Genomic DNA, 16,150 nt, shown 5'->3' with positions numbered 1-16,150 from the left:
GCCCCGGGTGACGGCGCGGCTCGTCAGGCGCTGACAGCCGGCTGGGCGTGGGTGGTGATCGCGAGGCGGTTCCAGAGGTTGATGGTGCCGATGGCAAGGATCACGTTCAGCGTGCCCTCTTCACCGAAGTGCTTGACCGCGTCGGCCCAGACGTCGTCCGGGACACCGTGGTCACCCAGCTTGGTGACCGCGTCGGTCAGGGCGAGCGCGGCCCGCTCGGTCTCGTCGTAGAACGGGACCTCGCGCCAGGCCGCCAGGCCGAACAGGCGCTGGGTGGTCTCGCCTTCCTTGAGCGCGTCCTTGGTGTGCATGTCCATGCAGAAACCACAGCCGTTGAGCAACGAGGCGCGCACCTTGATCAGGTGCAGCAGCGTGTGGTCCAGAACGCTCTGTACATAGGTCTCGACGCCGTACACGGCCTTCACACCGGCCGGCATGGCCTTCATCATGTCGCTGCGTTGTTCCATACCTGTTTGACAAGGCAACCCGGTACGGCGTGACAGCGGGGCCGGTGACCTGGGTCACGTGGCCGGTTTGAGCACCGCCTGCGCCTTGGTCGCGGCAGCCTCGGCAGCGGCCTCCAGCACGGTCTCGTCACCGGCCAGCACGCTGACCGACAGGACCACGTCGTTCACGCCGGTGATCAGGGCGGTGAACTCGAGGCCACGCTTGGGACCGCTGACACCCATCAGCCGGAACGCGAACGGCTCGGTGCCGTACTTCGGGGCGGTGAGCTCGTCGACCTGCATCGTCGTGCTGCCTTCGCCCTCGGCCCGCAGGCTGACCTTCGGGCAGGACGCGACCGCGTCGGCGTACTTCTCGCGCAGGCTCGCGACCTTCTCGACCGATCCCAGGGCATCGAAGCCGAAGTCGATGTAGGGCCCTTCTTGACCGCCGGAGAACGAGCGGCTGACGGTGGCCTTCGAACCCGGCGCCTCGGCGGCGTTCAGGTACTTGACCAGGGTCTTGCAGCGGCTGCTCGGGGTCGAGAACGGCTTCGAGCCGTCATCCGGTTCCTCGTCCTCCCGGGAGAACCCGGCCGGCAGGTCGGACAGCTCGAGCAGCGCCTTGGTCAGGTCCGCCTCGGTGCGCACGACCAGTCCGGTCGCCGGATCGGTCGTCGCGTGGACGGCCTCGGGCGGCGTGGAGGTCGGCGTCGAAGGTACCGACGGAGCCGGGGTCGGAGGGGCGGAGCCCTTGTCGTCGCCCCCACCACACGCGGTCAGCGTGAACGTGAGAGCAGCGGCGAGCGCGAGGGAGGACGACACGAACCTGGTCATGGAATTCCTAGTGTCCCGTGGGCGGGGGCCGAGCAGGCAGCAGCGTACCGGATCAGAAACTGTGCGAGCGCAGGTGGATGTTCTGCAGCAGCCCGACCGCGAGCAGGCCGGCGAACATCGACGAACCGCCGTAGGAGACGAACGGCAGCGGCAAGCCGGTGACCGGCATGATTCCGAGCGTCATCCCGATGTTCTCGAAGGCCTGGAAGGCGAACCAGCACACCACCCCGGTGGCGACCAAGCGGCCGAACGCGTCGCGGGCGTTGATCGCGATCCGCAACCCGCGGAACAGGATCAGCGCGAACAGCACGATGATCGCGCCGGCGCCGATCAGACCGAGCTCCTCACCGGCCACGGTGAAGACGAAGTCGGTGTGCTGCTCGGGAACGAACGCGTTCTGCGTCTGGCCGCCGTGGAACAGGCCTTGGCCGAACACCCCGCCGTTACCGATCGCGATCCGCGCCTGGTTCACGTTGTAGCCGGTGCCTTGCAGGTCACCCTCGGGATTCGCGAACGAGGTGAAGCGATCGAGCTGGTACGTCTTCAGGATCTGCAGCTTGATCGCCAGCGCCGCGATCACCACCCCGGCCGTGACGAGACCGAGCATCCAGCGTTTCGGGACGCCGGAGACCGCGATGATCCCGAACACGATCGAGCCGAGCACCATCACCGTGCCCAGGTCGGGCTGCAGCATCACCAGCAGCACCGGGATCGCGGCGACGGCAATTGCCTGGGCGACATCGATCGTGCGGGCTGTCTCGTTCCGGTCGGTCTCACCCTTCTCCGCGATCAGCAGCGACATCCCGACGATCACCGCGAGCTTCGCGAACTCGCTGGGCTGGATCGACATCCACGGCAGCTGGATCCACGACCGCGAGCCGTTGATGACCGCGCCCACCCCGGGCACCAGGACAAGGATCAGTCCCACGATCGCGGCGGCGTACAGGACCGGGGCGAGCAGCCGGAGCCGGCGCGGATCGGTGACCGCGGCGCCGACCGCGAGGATCAGGCCGATCGCGAAGTTCATCGCGTGCCGGAGCAGGAAGAAGTGCGGGTTGCCTTCGGTCAGCGACTCGCGGTTGTGGGTCGCTGACCAGATCAGCAGCGCGCCGATTGCCGACAGTGCGACCACGCCCAGCACGAGGATCCAGTCCACTTGCCAGACGGTCGATCGCCGATCGGCTCGCGGCCTGGTCCGAATCGGGCTCAGTGTCGCCATCAGTGTGGCTTCTTGGGATCGGTGGCCGGAGGTGTGGGCTTGATGTCGTACAGCGTCTCGTAGATCTTGCGGACCGCTTCACCACCGGCGCCCGAACCGGTTCCGGCCTGGCTCAGCATCATCACCACGGCGTAGCGATCGGTGTAGGACGCCATCCATGAGGTGGTCTGTTTGCCGAAGACCTCGGCGGTACCGGTCTTGGCCCGGATCGGGATCGTGTCGAGCGGGAAGCCCGCGAACTTCCAGGCCGCAGTACCGCTCCGGGCGGTCTCCTTGAGGCCCTTGTCGATATAGCGCAGGTTGTTCGCCGAGACGGGCAGCTTGGCCTTTACGGACGGCTTGATCACGTGGTTCTTGCCGTTGGCGCCTCGCCAGGACTCGACGACGCGCGGCTCGTACAACGTGCCGCCGTTCGACAGAGCCGAGTAGACGACCGCCAACTGCAGCGGCGTGATCGTGGTGTCGCCCTGACCGATCGAGAAGTTCACCGCGTCACCGGCGCGGTACCGGTAGCCGTCGACACAGAACTCGCGGGAGAACTGCTTGAGGAACGCCGACGTACCGGCCGGAGGGCTGGCGGCGAGCTTGCAGTAGTAGTCCTTCTGCGAGTCGTAGTACTGCTTCTTCCACTTCCGGTCCGCAATCCGGCCGCTCACCTCACCGGGCAGATCGATCCCGGTCGGGGTGCCGAGGCCGAACTTCTTGGCCATCTCGACCAGCGGATCGCGCGCGTTGATGTCACCGGAGTTGCCACCCTCCTTGAGCCACAAGGCGTAGGCGATCCGGTAGAAGAAGGTGTCGCAGGAGATCGACAGCGCCCGGTCGAAGCCGATCATCCCGTACGACGCGGACTCGTAGTTCTTGAAGCGGCGGTCACCGACCTCGAGGAACGACGAGCAGTCCAGCCGGGTCTTCGTGCTGTACCCGGCGCCGAGCGCAGCGGCGGTGGTGATCGGCTTGAACGTCGAACCGGGCGCCAGCTGACCCTGCAGTGCGCGCGAGACCAGCGGCGTCCCGGACTTGGGCGAGTAGAGCCCGTCGAGCTCGCGCTGGCTGATCCCGCCGACCCAGACACCCGGGTCGTAGTCGGGGTAGCTGGCCATCGCGACGATCCGGCCGGTCTTGGTGTCCATCACGACCGCGGCACCGGAGTCGGCGACGTACTTGCGTTTGGTGATCTTGTCGTACTGCTTGCGGGCATTGAACAGCGCGCCGCGCAACTGCGTCTCGACCGAGGCCTGGATCCGCGCGTCGATCGAGCTCACGATCGTCGCGCCCGGCGTCGGTGCGGTCTGCTTCTCGATACCGGTCGTGTACCCGACCGCGTCGACGATGACGTCCTTCACCCCGGGTGCGCCACGCAGCATCGCGTCGTACGTGCGCTCGACACCGGCCCGGCCGACCAGGTCCGAGCGGTGCGGGACCGAGTCCTGCCCGGACTTGTCGATCTTCTCCAGCTCGTCGGTCGTGATCGGCGAGAGGTAGCCGAGGATGTGCGCCGCGTTCACGTGGTACGGCGCCGGGTACGCGCGTAGCGTCTGCGAATCGGCCCCGACCCCCGGGAAGTCCTCGCGACGCTCCATCACCTCGATCGCGACCTGCTCGCTGACGTCCTTGGCGACCGGGATCGGCTGGTACGGCGTCCCGTTCCAGCAGCGCGGTGGTTTCGACGCACCGGGCTCGCCGCAGAGCATCGTGCGGTCCTTCAGCTCCTTCGGGGTCTGCCCGAGCACCTTGGCCAGCCGCGCGATCACCTGGGTCTGCTGTTTGTCCGGCAGCTTCGCCAGCACCGACCGGTCGACGGTGATCACCAGCGACACCCGGTTGCCGACCAGCGTCCGGCCCTTGGCGTCCACGATCGTGCCGCGCGGGGCGGGCACCAGGACCTGGCGGGTGTGGTTCTGCGTCGCGGCCTGGGTGTAGTCGGCACTGGACATCACCTGCATGTACCAGAGCCGGGCGAACAGTGTGCAGAACAAGGAGAAAACCAGCACACCGATCACGAACAACCGCAGCCGTGCCTTCAGCGGCGTCTCGAAGCCGTCAAAACTCACGGGTCATCACCCGGCGCTCACGAGTCGCCGTGAAGCGGGACATCAGCCACATCACGAGCGGAATGACCACGATCGCCCCGACCACGTCGTACCCGGCCGCGATCCCGATGCGGACACCGAACTGCCCCCAGTCGACCGAGGGATCGTGCAGCAACGCACCCGTGGCCGAGTAGATCAGCAGCGACAGCCCAGCCCCGAAGACAACCGTCAGGGCGACGCCCAAGGGTCCGACCGGACCCGCTGAGGTCTCCCGCCGGATCAGACCGGCCACGTAGCCCGCGATCGCCAGCGCGAGCGCCCAGCGACCGGCGGTGTGGTCGGCGGGCGGCACGATGTCGAGCAGCAGACCGCCCACGAAACCGGCGATCGCACCCCACTCCGGACCGCGCGACAACGCCAGCGCGATCACCACGATCAGCACCAGGTCACAGGTGACACCGGCGACCGCGATATTCGTCAGCACGGACGTCTGGATAGTGACCGCCAGCATCAGCAGCAAGGCGGCCAACCCGACTCTTAGTGCTATCACGTTAACTCCCCTTCCCTGCTGTTGTTGTTGGCTTGAGTTGTGGTCGGGCGGGGCGAGCCGGCGGACCGGTCACCACACCCACGGTGTCGATCCGGGTGGGATCGACGTACGGCTTGATCGTTGCGGTCGTGCCGAGCCCACCGGCCGTCGCCGACACCGAGGTGACGACGCCGATCGGAACCCCAGGCACGTACGGCGCGTTGCCGCTCGAACCCCAGGTGACGATCCGGTCGCCGATCCGCGGCTTCGCCTTCAGGTCGACGAGCTTGTAGTCCAAGGTCCCGGCCAGCTCGCCACGACCCGAGACGAATCCCAGGGCCAGCGTCGAGTTCAACCGTCCACCGACCGTCGAGTTACGGTCGCCGATCAGCAGCACGGTCGCGGTCGCCTCGGTCGTCCGCACCACACGGCCGACCAGACCACTCCCGTTGATCACCGTCATGTCCGCCCGGACGCCATCCGCCGTACCGGCGTCGATCGTGACGGTGTGGTTGAAGCTCTGCAGACTGCCGATCCCGATCACCCGGGCCGGAGTCATGGTGAACTTCGGCGCGAGCCGGAGCAGGCTGTCCAGCTCGCCGGCCCGGTTCCGCGCGTAGTCGGTGGTGTTCAGCTCCTGGCGGAGCTTGTCGTTCTCGCTGTGCAGTTTTTCATTCTCTGCCTTCAACTTATCCGTTTCCGCGAAGCGGTCCCGGAGGTTGTCCACAGGCTGCCGGGCCGAACTCGCGGTCGACTCCAGCGGGCCGAAGACGGCCGCGGCGCCGGCCCGCAGCGGCTCCACCGGCGAACCGGCTGAGCGGCGGGCGTCGAGCACGATGAGCGTGAAACAGGCCAGGATGATCAGAACCAGAATCGTCCGGCGGCGCCGGATCTCCCGCGGCACCCCGGCCGCCCGGACCAGGCCTCGCGCGGGGGTGCCGAGGTCTTTGAGCATGGTCAGCGCCGGTTGTCGGTGACGAGAATCCGGTTCAGCGTCTCGATGTTGTCGACACACTTGCCGGCTCCGAGGACGACCGCGTCCAGCGGATTGTCCGCGACATGGATCGGGATCCCGGTCTCGTGCCGGAGCCGCTCGTCCATGCCCTTGAGCAGCGCGCCACCGCCGGTCAGCACGATGCCGCGGTCGACGATGTCACCGGCCAGCTCCGGCGGGGTCTTGTCCAGGGTGGCCTTGACCGCGTCGACGATCGCGGTGATCGGCTCCTCGATCGCCTGCCGGATGTTCGCCGAGGAGACCTTCACGGTGCGCGGCAGCCCGGAGATCATGTCCCGGCCGCGGATCTCGCTGTCCGGACCGTCGGTGGTCGGGAACGCCGACCCGATCGTCATCTTGATCTGCTCCGAGGTCGCCTCGCCGAGCAGCAGCGAGTACTCCTTCTTGCAGTAGTTCACCACCGCCTTGTCGATGGCGTCCCCGGCCACCCGGATCGACTGGCTGGTGACGATGCCGCCGAACGAGATGACCGCGACCTCCGTCGTACCGCCGCCGATGTCGACGACCATGTTGCCGGTGGCGTCCCGGACCTCGAGGTTCGAGCCGAGAGCCGCGGCCATCGGCTCCTCGATGATGTAGACCTTGCGAGCGCCGGCCATGTACCCAGCGTCACGGACCGCGCGCTGCTCCACCGCGGTGATCCCGGAGGGCACGCAGACCACGATCCGCGGTTTGGCGAAGTACCGGCGGCGGTGCACCCGCTGGATGAAGTACCGCAGCATCTGCTCGGCAGCGTCGAAGTCGGCGATCACGCCGTCCTTGAGCGGCCGGATCGCGGTGATGTTCCCCGGCGTCCGGCCGATCATCTTCTTCGCCTCATGACCGAACGCGACCGCCTCACGCGGCTCGTCGGTCCGGGTCGCGACCACGGACGGTTCGTTCAGAACGACACCACGCCCTCGTACGTAGACGAGGGTGTTGGCCGTTCCGAGGTCGACCGCCATGTCGCGGCCGAGCATGCTGTTCGCCATCCCGGGGCCCTCCACCTGCTCGGGTCCTGAGATTCTCAGGCTAAGCGCGGACCCAGCGCCACCCGGGGACCGACACGACCCGTCTGCCCAGCACGCATCGTATCGGTCCCCTCACTGAAACAACGGATCGGGTCACCGGACATCGTCAGTCGACCACAGGCTGCCGGCGTCGGCGTAGGTCTGGCTGCTGGTGCAGTTCGCCACGAGCATGCCGCGACGCCTGAAATCACCAGCTGCTCCCCCGAGGAGCGCCCAGCCTCGTCGTAGCCTGTGATCGACCCGACGTGCTCGACCGCCCCAAGCAGCAGGCCGAGAAGGTCAGCCTTCCCGTGCCAAGGTTGCCGCAAACCGTCGACAGCGAAACCAATGGCCGCCATGCGGGGGCCGGTACTACGGCAGGTCGGGGAACCAGATTTTGATTTCGCGGTCGGCGGACTCCGGGGAGTCGGAGCCGTGGACGAGGTTTTCGCGGTTGGAGAGGGAGAGGTCGCCGCGGATGGTGCCGGGGGCGGCCTTGCGGCCGTCGGTGGCGCCGTTGAGGGCGCGGACGACCTCGATGGCCTCGTCGCCTTCGAGGACGAGGGCTACCAGGGGGCCGCTGGTGACGAAGGCGCGCAGGGGCGGGTAGAAGTCACGCTCCACGTGCTCGGCGTAGTGCTGGTCGGCGGTCTCGCCGTCGATCGTGCGGAACTCCAGCGCGACGATCGACAGGCCCTTGGCCTCGAACCGGCCGAGAACCTCGCCGACCAGCCCGCGGCGTACCGTGTCGGGCTTCAGCAGGACCAGGGTGCGCTGCGACATCTGTCAACTCTCCGTAGAAGTAGTCGGGGCGGCAGAGCCTACCTGCTGTGCCTTTTTCACTTCCTCGATGCGGCGGCCGAGGACGATGGCGGCCACCCAGAAGGCGGCGAAGGCCAGGCCTAGCAGGAACATGACGGGGACGACGAAGCCCAGACCGACGGCGCCGACCTGGACGGCGGAGCCGAGGATGTAGCCGGTGCGGTTGCGGAGCATGCCGGCGGACAGGATGGCCAGTAGGGCGAGGCCGAGGCAGACCGGGAGGGCGACGGCCGGGCGGACGTCGGCGACCGAGATCATCACCGGGGTGACGAGGGCGAGCAGCAGGGCCTCGAAGCCGAGGACGATGGACGCTAGAGACCTCATTCGGCGTCCGCCTCTTTGGGCTTGCGGACCAGCAGGGTGCGGGCTTCGCCGGCGGTGACGACCGAGCCGGTGACCAGTACGCCGCCGCTGCCCATGGCGATCGCGCCTTCCTCGGCCAGCCGGATGGCGTCGTCGATGGCGTCGATCAAGTGTGGGCGGACCAGGACGCGGTCCTCGCCGAAGATCTCGGCCGCCAGTTCACCGAGCTCCTCGGCCGGCATCGAGCGCTCGAGGAAGCTGTTCCGGGTGCAGATGACCGTTTCCATGATCGGCTCGTAGGTCTCGAGCAGGCCGTAGACGTCCTTGTCCTTCATACAGCCCAGTACGCCGATCAGCGGCTGGAACGCGAAGGCCTCGGACACCGCCTCGACGGTCGCCTGGGCGCCGTGCGGGTTGTGTGCGGCGTCGACGAGGATCGTCGGGCTGGTCCGGACGACCTCCAGCCGGCCGGGGCTGGTGACCTCGGCGAACCCGGCCTGGAGCAGGTCGGTGGTGACGCGCCCCTCGGACTCCTCGCTGGCGCCGAAGAGCGCTTCGACGGCCGCGACCGCGGTGGCGGCGTTGTGCGCCTGGTATTCACCGTGCAGCGGCAAGAAGATGTCGTCGTACTCGCCGCCGATGCCCTTGAGCGAGATCAGCTGACCGCCGACGGCGACCGAGCGGCTGACGACGCCGAACTCGAGTCCCTCGCGGATGATCGGTGCCCCGACCTGGGCCGCCCTGGCCATCAGCACCTCGAGTACGTCGAGGCTTTGCTGCGACACGACCGCCGTACCGGACTGTTTGATGATGCCGGACTTGTCGCGGGCGATCGTGACCGGATCCGCCCCGAGGATGTGCGCGTGGTCGACCGCGACCGGGGTGATCACGGAGACCGTCCCGTCGGCGACGTTGGTCGAATCCCAGGTACCGCCGAGGCCGACCTCGATGATCGCGACATCGACCGGGGCGTCGGCGAAGGCCGCGAACGCCATCCCGGTGATCACCTCGAAGAACGACAGCGGGTGCTCCTGCTCGGAGTCGACCACGTCCAAGTAGGGCTCCAGCTCGGCGTACGTCTCGACGAAACGCTCTTCGCTGATCGGTTCGCCGTTCAGCGTGATCCGCTCCCGGACCGACTCCAGGTGCGGGCTGGTGAAGCGCCCGGTCCGCAGCCCGGCCTCCTGCAGCAGCTGGTCGATCATCCGGGCGGTGGACGTCTTGCCGTTGGTCCCGGTCAGGTGCACGACCGGGTACGACTTCTGCGGATCGCCGAGCAACTCGACGAGCCGCTGGACCCGGTCCAGCGTGGGGTCGATCTTCTGCTCCGGCCAACGGGCCTGGAGCCGTGCCGATACCTCGGCGTAGGAGAGGTCGCTCATCAGAACTGCAGTCTAGTGAGCCTGTGGATAAAGCGTTCGGAGCACCCCTTGACAACCACTAGGATTGTGCGCATGACCCAGATGTCCCGCGTTCCAGACAAGCCCAGCCTCGACGGCCTCGAGGAGAAGTGGGCTGCCGTATGGAAGGAGCAGCAGACCTACGCCTTCGACCGGACCGCGGAGCGCGCCGATGTCTACTCCATCGACACGCCCCCGCCGACGGTCTCGGGGTCGCTGCACGTCGGGCACATCTTCAGCTACACCCACACCGACCTGATCGCGCGCTTCCAGCGGATGCGCGGCAAGCAGGTCTTCTACCCGATCGGCTGGGACGACAACGGCCTGCCGACCGAGCGCCGCGTCCAGAACTACTACGGCGTCAAGTGCGACCCGACGCTGCCCTACGACCCGGACTTCACCCCGCCGGAGAAGCCGGACCCGAAGAAGCAGATCCCGATCTCCCGGCAGAACTTCGTCGACCTGTGCGGTGAGCTCACGCATATCGACGAGCAGGCCTTCGAGGCGATGTGGCGCCAGGTCGGGCTGAGCGTCGACTGGAACCACCTGTACACGACCATCTCCGAGGACTCCCGCCGTACGTCGCAGCGTGCGTTCCTGCGCAACTTCGCCCGCGGCGAGGCGTATCTGTCCGAGGCGCCGACGCTCTGGGACGTCACGTTCCAGACGGCGGTCGCACAGGCCGAGCTTGAGCCGCGGCCGTATCCGGGCGCTTACCACCGGGTCGCGTTCCACGGTGCCAACGGGCCCGTCTACATCGAGACGACGCGGCCGGAGCTGCTGCCGGCCTGTGTCGCGCTGATCGCGCACCCGGATGACGAGCGGTACAAGGACCTCTTCGGTACGACGGTTCGCTCGCCGCTGTTCGACGTCGAGATCCCGGTCCTGGCGCACCCGGCCGCCGAGATGGACAAGGGTGCCGGTATCGCGATGTGCTGCACGTTCGGCGACCAGACGGACATCACCTGGTGGCGTGAGCTGCAGCTGCCGGTCCGCACGGTCATCGGCCGGGACGGGCGCATCCTGCGGGAGACCCCGGAGTGGCTGACCGGCTCCGAGCTGTACGCCGAACTGGCCGGCAAGACGACGTTCTCGGCGCGCGAGCTGATCGTCGGCAAGCTGCGCGAGAGCGGCGACCTGGACGGGGAGCCGAAGAAGACCGAGCGGATGGCGAACTTCTTCGAGAAGGGCGACAAGCCGCTCGAGATCGTCTCCACGCGCCAGTGGTACATCACGAACGGCGGCCGGAGCGCCGACCTCAAGGCCGAGTTCCTCGAGCGCGGTGACGAGCTCGGCTGGGTCCCGGAGCACATGAAGCACCGGTACATGAACTGGGTCGACGGACTGAACGGCGACTGGCTGGTCTCCCGGCAGCGCTTCTTCGGCGTACCGTTCCCGGTCTGGTACCCGATCGACGCCGACGGCGAGGTCGACTACGACCACCCGCTGATGCCGGCCGAAGCCGAGCTGCCGATCGACCCGACCTCGCAGGCACCGCGTGGGTACGACGAAGCCCAGCGTGGCAAGCCCGGTGGGTTCGAGGCCGACCCCGATGTGATGGACACCTGGGCGACCTCGTCGCTCACCCCGCACATCGCGTGCGGCTGGGAGCGGGACGACGACCTGTTCCAGCGGACGTTCCCGATGGACCTGAACACGCACGCACACGAGATCATCCGCACCTGGCTGTTCTCCCGCGTCGTCCGGGCCCACTTCGAGAACGGCACGCTGCCGTGGGCGCGCTCGATGATCTCCGGATTCGTCGTCGACCCCGACCGCAAGAAGATGTCGAAGTCCAAGGGCAACGCGATCATTCCGTCGGAGATCCTGGAGAAGTTCGGCACCGACGCCGTTCGCTGGCGGGCCGCGATGGCGCGACCGGGGATGGACTCGCCGTTCGACGAGTCGCAGATGAAGGTTGGCCGGCGGCTGGCGATCAAGGTTCTGAACGCTTCGAAGTTCGTGCTGTCGTTCGGGGCGACGACGATTGATGCGGCTGCGGTCACCGAGCCGGTCGACCTGGCGATGCTGCAGCGGCTTCGTTCGGTTGTTGCGGATGCCACGGCCGCGTTCGAGCGGTACGACTACACCGGTGCGCTCGAGGTTTCCGAGCGGTTCTTCTGGACGTTCTGCGACGACTACGTCGAGCTGGTCAAGGAGCGCGCGTACGGCGGTCAGGGCGACGCTGCCGCGGTCTCGGCCAAGGCGGCGCTCGCGGTCGCGTTGTCGGTTCAGTTGCGACTGCTCGCGCCGTACCTGCCGTTTGCAACCGAAGAGGTCTGGTCGTGGTGGCAGGAGGGTTCGATCCACCGGGCCGCCTGGCCGACAGACGCCGATCTTGCGGTTGCTGCGCAGGAGGCTGAGGTTCTTGACGCGGTCGCCGAGGTGCTTGCTGGGATCCGCGGCGCGAAGTCCGCGGCGCAGGTCTCGATGAAGACCGAGGTCAGCAAGGTCGAGGTCAGCGGCCCCGCCGCCCGCCTAGCCCTCGCCGAGCGCGCCGAACCCGATCTGCGCGCCGCCGGCCGGATCACCGGCGAGATCGTCTGGAACGCGGACGAGACCGACACGGTGAGCGTCGTCGCCACCCTCTGACGTCGTACCGGTAGTGCCCGTCACCCCCTGGGGAGGCGGGCACTACGCGTTTGCATCGAACGACTACGCTGCGGAACCAGGTTGTCCGATGTGCAACCATCGGCCTGGACCCGCGTCAGCACCAAGGAGCCCTTTGATGAGCGATCCCACCACCCCGAGCGACCCCGGTTCCCAGGAGTCCCCGGAGTCCGGTGCGGCCACCCCCGCTCCCCCGGCCCCCGACGCGACCCCCGCCTCCAAGGCACCGGCTGCACCTGCCACAACCACCCCGACAACACCGTCGGCACCCGACGCGCCCGCCGCCTCCAAGGAGCAGCCGCCCGCCGACTCATCGGCTCCGAAGCCGACGACCGCGGAGACCACCGCAGCGGAGAAGCCCGCCGCCGAGGACTCCACCCCCGACAAGTCGCCTGCCGCGGACAAGCCTGCGCCGACGACGCCTTCGGCCGCGCCCACCACCGCCGTACCTGGAGGTGCTGCTTCAAAGGTGGACGCGGGGAAGGATGCTGCGGGTGGTTCCGTGGCTGAAGCGGGTGCTGGTGCGGCTGCCGTCGTACCTGAGGGGGAGAAGAAGGTTCGGTTCTACAGGCGTGGGCCGTTTGTCACCGTGGCTGGGGCTTTGGTGGTGTTGTTGGTGTTGGCGGTGCTTGGGTATGTGTGGGGGCTGGGTCCGTTGAACCGGCTGAACACGGCTCGTGGGATTACGCCGCCGGCGAAGCTTGCGGGGCTTGATCGGGTCACGGATGCGGACATTCGGAACCAGTTGCAGTTGGACCAGACGCGGCAGGCGTTGAGTCGGATCAACAACGGCAAGCAGGCGACTGTTGAGGCGTACGGGAATTTGGACGGCGACCGGCTGTTCGTGGTGATTGCGTTGCGCGGGAAGGTCGACATCGCTAAGACGGTCGCGGACTCCGGGGCGTCACCTGACAAGGTGAAGAAGATTGGGCAGGCGACCTGTGTCGAGACGACCGGCAACCTGCCGACGCAGTGCTACCGCGGTTCCAACACGCTCACCGTCATCGCCCAGTCCGCCAACGAAGGCATCACCGTCGACCAGGTGGCCCCGGTCGCCGTCGAGGCCTTCCACGCGATGAAGTAGCCCGGACCGCCAACACTCACCAACTGCACGCGCCCCACCCACTTCACGCTCAACTCCATCCGCGCGAGTCGCCAATCCGAGGGTTACTGAGTGGCGCAGGTCCGCCCCGAGCTGCCGCACCCCGGAACCTTCGCCATCCCCAGCCGGCCGGCACGCCTGAACCCATCGTGCCCCCGAGCGCATGTTGCCCGCCGAGTCAGGGGTTGCCCGTCGAGTCGGGGGGTTGCCCACTGAGATTCTCAATGGGCAACCCCCCGTCTGGAGGGATGACCGTTGAGCTGGGGGGTTCGCCGAAGGGAGGGCGGGTCGCCTGGGAGGGCTGTTGGGGGGTGGGGTAGCACGGGGGTTAGGCGAGGAGGCCGGCTATTGCGGTCATTAGGGGGATGGAGACCAGGGTGCTGATGAGGACTGCGCTTCGGGCGAGGGTGCGTGAGGTTCGGTAGTGGACGGCGTACACGTAGACGTTCTGCGCGGTGGGTAGTGCGGCCAGTAGGGTCGGGGCCAGGAGCGCGGTGCCGTGCAGATCGAGCAGCCAGCGGGCGACGGCGTACGCGAGCAGGGGTTGGGCGACCGTCTTCAGGACCACGGCCAGTACGACGTCTCGCTGCAAGGTGATCGAGTCCTTCGCTCCCGCGCTCAGGCTGAGGCCGTAGGCGATCAGCGCGACCGGTACGGCGGCCGCGGCCAGCAGGTCGATCGGTCGCATCAGCACCGTCGGCAGCGGTACGTCGAACGCGGCCGCCACCAAGCCGAGTAGCGACGCAACCGTCAGCGGGTTCCGCAGTGGACGCGTGAGCACCGTGCGCAGCTGAACCCGACGACCGCTCCCCTGTCGATCGCCGTCCAGGATGGCGAACGCGACGGGCGCGAAGACGAGTAACTGGAAGAGCACGATCGGCGCGACCAACGCACCATTGCCCAGTACGTACGCCGCGATCGGTACGCCGAGATTGCCTGCGTTCACGTACGACGACGCGAGCACGCCGACCGTCGCTTCGGAACGCGTTCGCCGCCAGAGCAGCACCGCCACCAGCACGAAGATCGCCTGGACGACGAGCAGGCTGGCCAGGTTTGTCACCAGCACCACGGAGAAGATCGAGTGCAGATCCGCGCGCGCGACCGTGGTGAACAGCAGTGCCGGGGTCGCGACGAAGAACGCCAGGCGGGACAGGACGAGCTCGTCCTGGGAGCGCAGTACGCCGGCCAGACCGACGACGTACCCGAGCATTGCGACCGCCACCAGCGCGACGAACGCACCCACGACGGCGGACACCCGCGGTCAACTCCTCAACAGCTCGGCAACCTCCGGATCGTATCGGGAACGCATCCGGAGACCTTCGGGCAGACCATCCTCCGGACAGCTTCACCGTTCGTGCTCGACCCATTACCCTGGTACTCGCTGACGACTCAGCGCATCATCGCGGAAAGATTCCGCCGAGGGGGAAGGTACCGCCCATGCCTGCTCAACTCCTGAAGCGAGGGCTCGTCGTAGCCGCCCTCCTGTCGATCACCGTCGTACCGGCCGCCGCCGCACCCGGCGCCGACCCAGGATCGTCGGGATATCAGACTGACCCGGCCTCGCCGGGCTATCGGAACACGCCCGGTAAGGCAGGCGACCCACAGCCGTCCGCGCCGCGGGCCGACGGGAGCCTGCCGATCGGCGACGCGGATCTCACCGAGACGCGCACCGACAGCGCGCTCGCGCCTGGTGTCACGCTGACCAAGATCGTCCGCGGTACGACGCCGGCCGACCCCGACGAGATCGAGACGACGCCCCGCGGTCCCTGGGTGGTCAACGTGGTGACGATCGATCCGGCACTCGCGCAGGGGCGCGTCGCGACGACGTACGGACCGGATCTGGCCCGGACCGAGAAGACATCGCAACTGGTCAAGAGCGCGGGCGCGGTCGTCGGGACGAACGGGTCGTTCTTCACGTTCACCGCGAACCCGACGTACCCGGGTGATCCAGTGGGACTCGCTCTCTCGGACGGCCAGCTGATCAGTGAGCCGACCACCAGCATCAGCGAGATGAGTCTGCTGATCGATGCCAACAGCAACCAGCTGAGCGTGCAGAAGGTGAGCTGGACCGGTCAGATCAAGAACCGCGATACCGCCGCGACGCTTCCGCTCGAGTTCGTCAACCACCCGCCGGTGATTCCGGCCGCCTGCGCCGACATCGTCGATCAGACCACCTGCACGGCCGCGGGTGACGTCGTACTGTTCACGCCGCACTTCGCCACCAAGACGCCGTCGGGACATGGTGTCGAGATCGTCTTCGACCGGCTCGGGTGCGTGGTCCGCACGTCGACCACCCGCGGCAGCACGATCACGGTCAGCCAGTTCGCGCTGCAGGCGACCGGCAAGGACACGAACGCGCTGCTCGCCCTGACGGCGAACGGCGGTTGTGTCGACCGCAGTCACCTGCTCACCAACGACCAGGGCACGCCGATCACCTTGCACCGCGGCCTGTACGGCGTTGTCGGGCGCTACCGCCTCACCCAGGGCGGCGAGATCGTCGTACCGCCTGGTGGCGGCAGCTTCTTCGCCCGCAACCCGCGGACCATCGCCGGAACCACCGCCGACGGCAAGCTCATGCTCGCCACCATCGACGGCCGGCAAACCACCAGCGTCGGTACGACGATGGCCGAGACCGGCGCTGTCGCGGACGCACTGGGCATGACCGAGTCGGTCAACCTCGACGGCGGCGGGTCGACCGCGATGGCGCGCACGGACGGCACCCTGATCAACCACCCAAGCGGGACGAACGGCGCGGAACGCTACGTCGGCGACGCGGTCGTCTACTACCCCACCCGCTGAATCGCCAACGCCCGAGACCCCATTTGGCTGGCTAGCCACCGCGGTTGGG

14 protein-coding genes are annotated in these 16,150 nt (G+C 67.7%); 3 read left to right on the top strand and 11 right to left on the bottom strand.

The window, feature by feature from the left end; all coding sequences use genetic code 11:
- Positions 1-23 precede the first annotated feature (23 nt).
- The 10 genes from ABD231_RS10815 to ABD231_RS10770 all read right to left on the bottom strand — a co-directional run bounded on the left by ABD231_RS10815 (position 24) and on the right by ABD231_RS10770 (position 9,572).
- On the bottom strand, positions 24-467 hold the full coding sequence (locus ABD231_RS10815; protein ID WP_344149042.1) for a carboxymuconolactone decarboxylase family protein: 444 nt from the start codon (positions 465-467) through the stop codon (positions 24-26).
- A gap of 54 nt (positions 468-521) precedes the next feature.
- Positions 522-1,280, bottom strand: a complete 759-nt coding sequence (locus ABD231_RS10810) for a hypothetical protein (RefSeq protein ID WP_344149039.1) — start codon at positions 1,278-1,280, stop codon at positions 522-524.
- Positions 1,281-1,332: 52 nt separating this feature from the next.
- Positions 1,333-2,499 carry a rod shape-determining protein RodA gene (gene rodA / locus ABD231_RS10805; RefSeq protein ID WP_344149036.1) on the bottom strand — a complete coding sequence of 389 codons (1,167 nt, stop codon included), beginning with the start codon at positions 2,497-2,499 and terminating at the stop codon, positions 1,333-1,335.
- The gene (gene mrdA, locus ABD231_RS10800; protein ID WP_344149033.1) at positions 2,499-4,553 is read right to left on the bottom strand and encodes a penicillin-binding protein 2; all 2,055 of its coding nucleotides are present in this window, start codon (positions 4,551-4,553) and stop codon (positions 2,499-2,501) included. Before mrdA ends, rodA begins: the two co-directional genes overlap by 1 nt.
- On the bottom strand, positions 4,543-5,082 hold the full coding sequence (gene mreD, locus ABD231_RS10795; protein WP_132413481.1) for a rod shape-determining protein MreD: 540 nt from the start codon (positions 5,080-5,082) through the stop codon (positions 4,543-4,545). Before mreD ends, mrdA begins: the two co-directional genes overlap by 11 nt.
- Before the next feature lies 1 nt (position 5,083).
- Positions 5,084-6,016: a rod shape-determining protein MreC gene (mreC, locus tag ABD231_RS10790; RefSeq protein WP_344149028.1), complete on the bottom strand. Its 933-nt coding sequence runs from the start codon at positions 6,014-6,016 to the stop codon at positions 5,084-5,086.
- Positions 6,017-6,018: 2 nt separating this feature from the next.
- Positions 6,019-7,047, bottom strand: coding sequence for a rod shape-determining protein (gene mreB, locus ABD231_RS10785; protein WP_132413477.1), 1,029 nt, complete (start codon positions 7,045-7,047; stop codon positions 6,019-6,021).
- Between the two features lie 390 nt (positions 7,048-7,437).
- Positions 7,438-7,848, bottom strand: a complete 411-nt coding sequence (gene ndk / locus ABD231_RS10780) for a nucleoside-diphosphate kinase (RefSeq protein WP_344149024.1) — start codon at positions 7,846-7,848, stop codon at positions 7,438-7,440.
- A gap of 3 nt (positions 7,849-7,851) precedes the next feature.
- Positions 7,852-8,211, bottom strand: a complete 360-nt coding sequence (locus ABD231_RS10775) for a DUF4233 domain-containing protein (protein ID WP_344149020.1) — start codon at positions 8,209-8,211, stop codon at positions 7,852-7,854.
- The gene (locus tag ABD231_RS10770) at positions 8,208-9,572 is read right to left on the bottom strand and encodes a bifunctional folylpolyglutamate synthase/dihydrofolate synthase (RefSeq protein WP_344149017.1); all 1,365 of its coding nucleotides are present in this window, start codon (positions 9,570-9,572) and stop codon (positions 8,208-8,210) included. The genes ABD231_RS10775 and ABD231_RS10770 overlap by 4 nt, the downstream gene beginning before the upstream one ends.
- Before the next feature lie 72 nt (positions 9,573-9,644).
- Here ABD231_RS10770 and valS point away from each other — a divergent pair, with 72 nt between their 5' ends.
- Positions 9,645-12,182, top strand: a complete 2,538-nt coding sequence (gene valS, locus ABD231_RS10765) for a valine--tRNA ligase (RefSeq protein WP_344149014.1) — start codon at positions 9,645-9,647, stop codon at positions 12,180-12,182.
- 136 nt (positions 12,183-12,318) lie between these two features.
- Positions 12,319-13,284: a hypothetical protein gene (locus ABD231_RS10760; RefSeq protein WP_344149011.1), complete on the top strand. Its 966-nt coding sequence runs from the start codon at positions 12,319-12,321 to the stop codon at positions 13,282-13,284.
- A 346-nt stretch (positions 13,285-13,630) separates the two neighbouring features.
- Here the strand turns inward: ABD231_RS10760 and ABD231_RS10755 are convergent, their stop codons facing one another.
- Complete coding sequence (locus ABD231_RS10755; RefSeq protein WP_344149008.1) at positions 13,631-14,557, bottom strand: AEC family transporter; 927 nt, start codon at positions 14,555-14,557, stop codon at positions 13,631-13,633.
- 182 nt (positions 14,558-14,739) lie between these two features.
- On the opposite strand from ABD231_RS10755, the gene ABD231_RS10750 reads away from it, so the two are divergent.
- Positions 14,740-16,101 (top strand): phosphodiester glycosidase family protein, encoded by a 1,362-nt coding sequence (locus tag ABD231_RS10750; protein WP_344149005.1) that lies wholly within the window; start codon positions 14,740-14,742, stop codon positions 16,099-16,101.
- The last annotated feature ends 49 nt before the right edge of the window (positions 16,102-16,150 follow it).

The sequence above is a fragment of the Kribbella yunnanensis genome, from assembly GCF_039529655.1.
Taxonomy (GTDB): Bacteria; Actinomycetota; Actinomycetes; order Propionibacteriales; family Kribbellaceae; genus Kribbella; species Kribbella yunnanensis.
Note: the sequence above shows the minus strand (reverse complement) of the source record. Positions and strands in the feature narration are given on the sequence as shown.

Excerpts from the sequence above, each read along its gene's own strand:
- ABD231_RS10815 (WP_344149042.1), bottom strand. The coding sequence starts at position 467 with ATGGAACAACGCAGCGACATGATGAAGGCCATGCCGGCCGGTGTGAAG.
- ABD231_RS10810 (WP_344149039.1), bottom strand. The coding sequence starts at position 1,280 with ATGACCAGGTTCGTGTCGTCCTCCCTCGCGCTCGCCGCTGCTCTCACG.
- rodA (WP_344149036.1), bottom strand. The coding sequence starts at position 2,499 with ATGGCGACACTGAGCCCGATTCGGACCAGGCCGCGAGCCGATCGGCGA.
- mreC (WP_344149028.1), bottom strand. The coding sequence starts at position 6,016 with ATGCTCAAAGACCTCGGCACCCCCGCGCGAGGCCTGGTCCGGGCGGCC.
- mreB (WP_132413477.1), bottom strand. The coding sequence starts at position 7,047 with ATGGCGAACAGCATGCTCGGCCGCGACATGGCGGTCGACCTCGGAACG.
- ndk (WP_344149024.1), bottom strand. The coding sequence starts at position 7,848 with ATGTCGCAGCGCACCCTGGTCCTGCTGAAGCCCGACACGGTACGCCGC.
- ABD231_RS10775 (WP_344149020.1), bottom strand. The coding sequence starts at position 8,211 with ATGAGGTCTCTAGCGTCCATCGTCCTCGGCTTCGAGGCCCTGCTGCTC.
- ABD231_RS10770 (WP_344149017.1), bottom strand. The coding sequence starts at position 9,572 with ATGAGCGACCTCTCCTACGCCGAGGTATCGGCACGGCTCCAGGCCCGT.
- valS (WP_344149014.1), top strand. The coding sequence starts at position 9,645 with ATGACCCAGATGTCCCGCGTTCCAGACAAGCCCAGCCTCGACGGCCTC.
- ABD231_RS10760 (WP_344149011.1), top strand. The coding sequence starts at position 12,319 with ATGAGCGATCCCACCACCCCGAGCGACCCCGGTTCCCAGGAGTCCCCG.
- ABD231_RS10750 (WP_344149005.1), top strand. The coding sequence starts at position 14,740 with ATGCCTGCTCAACTCCTGAAGCGAGGGCTCGTCGTAGCCGCCCTCCTG.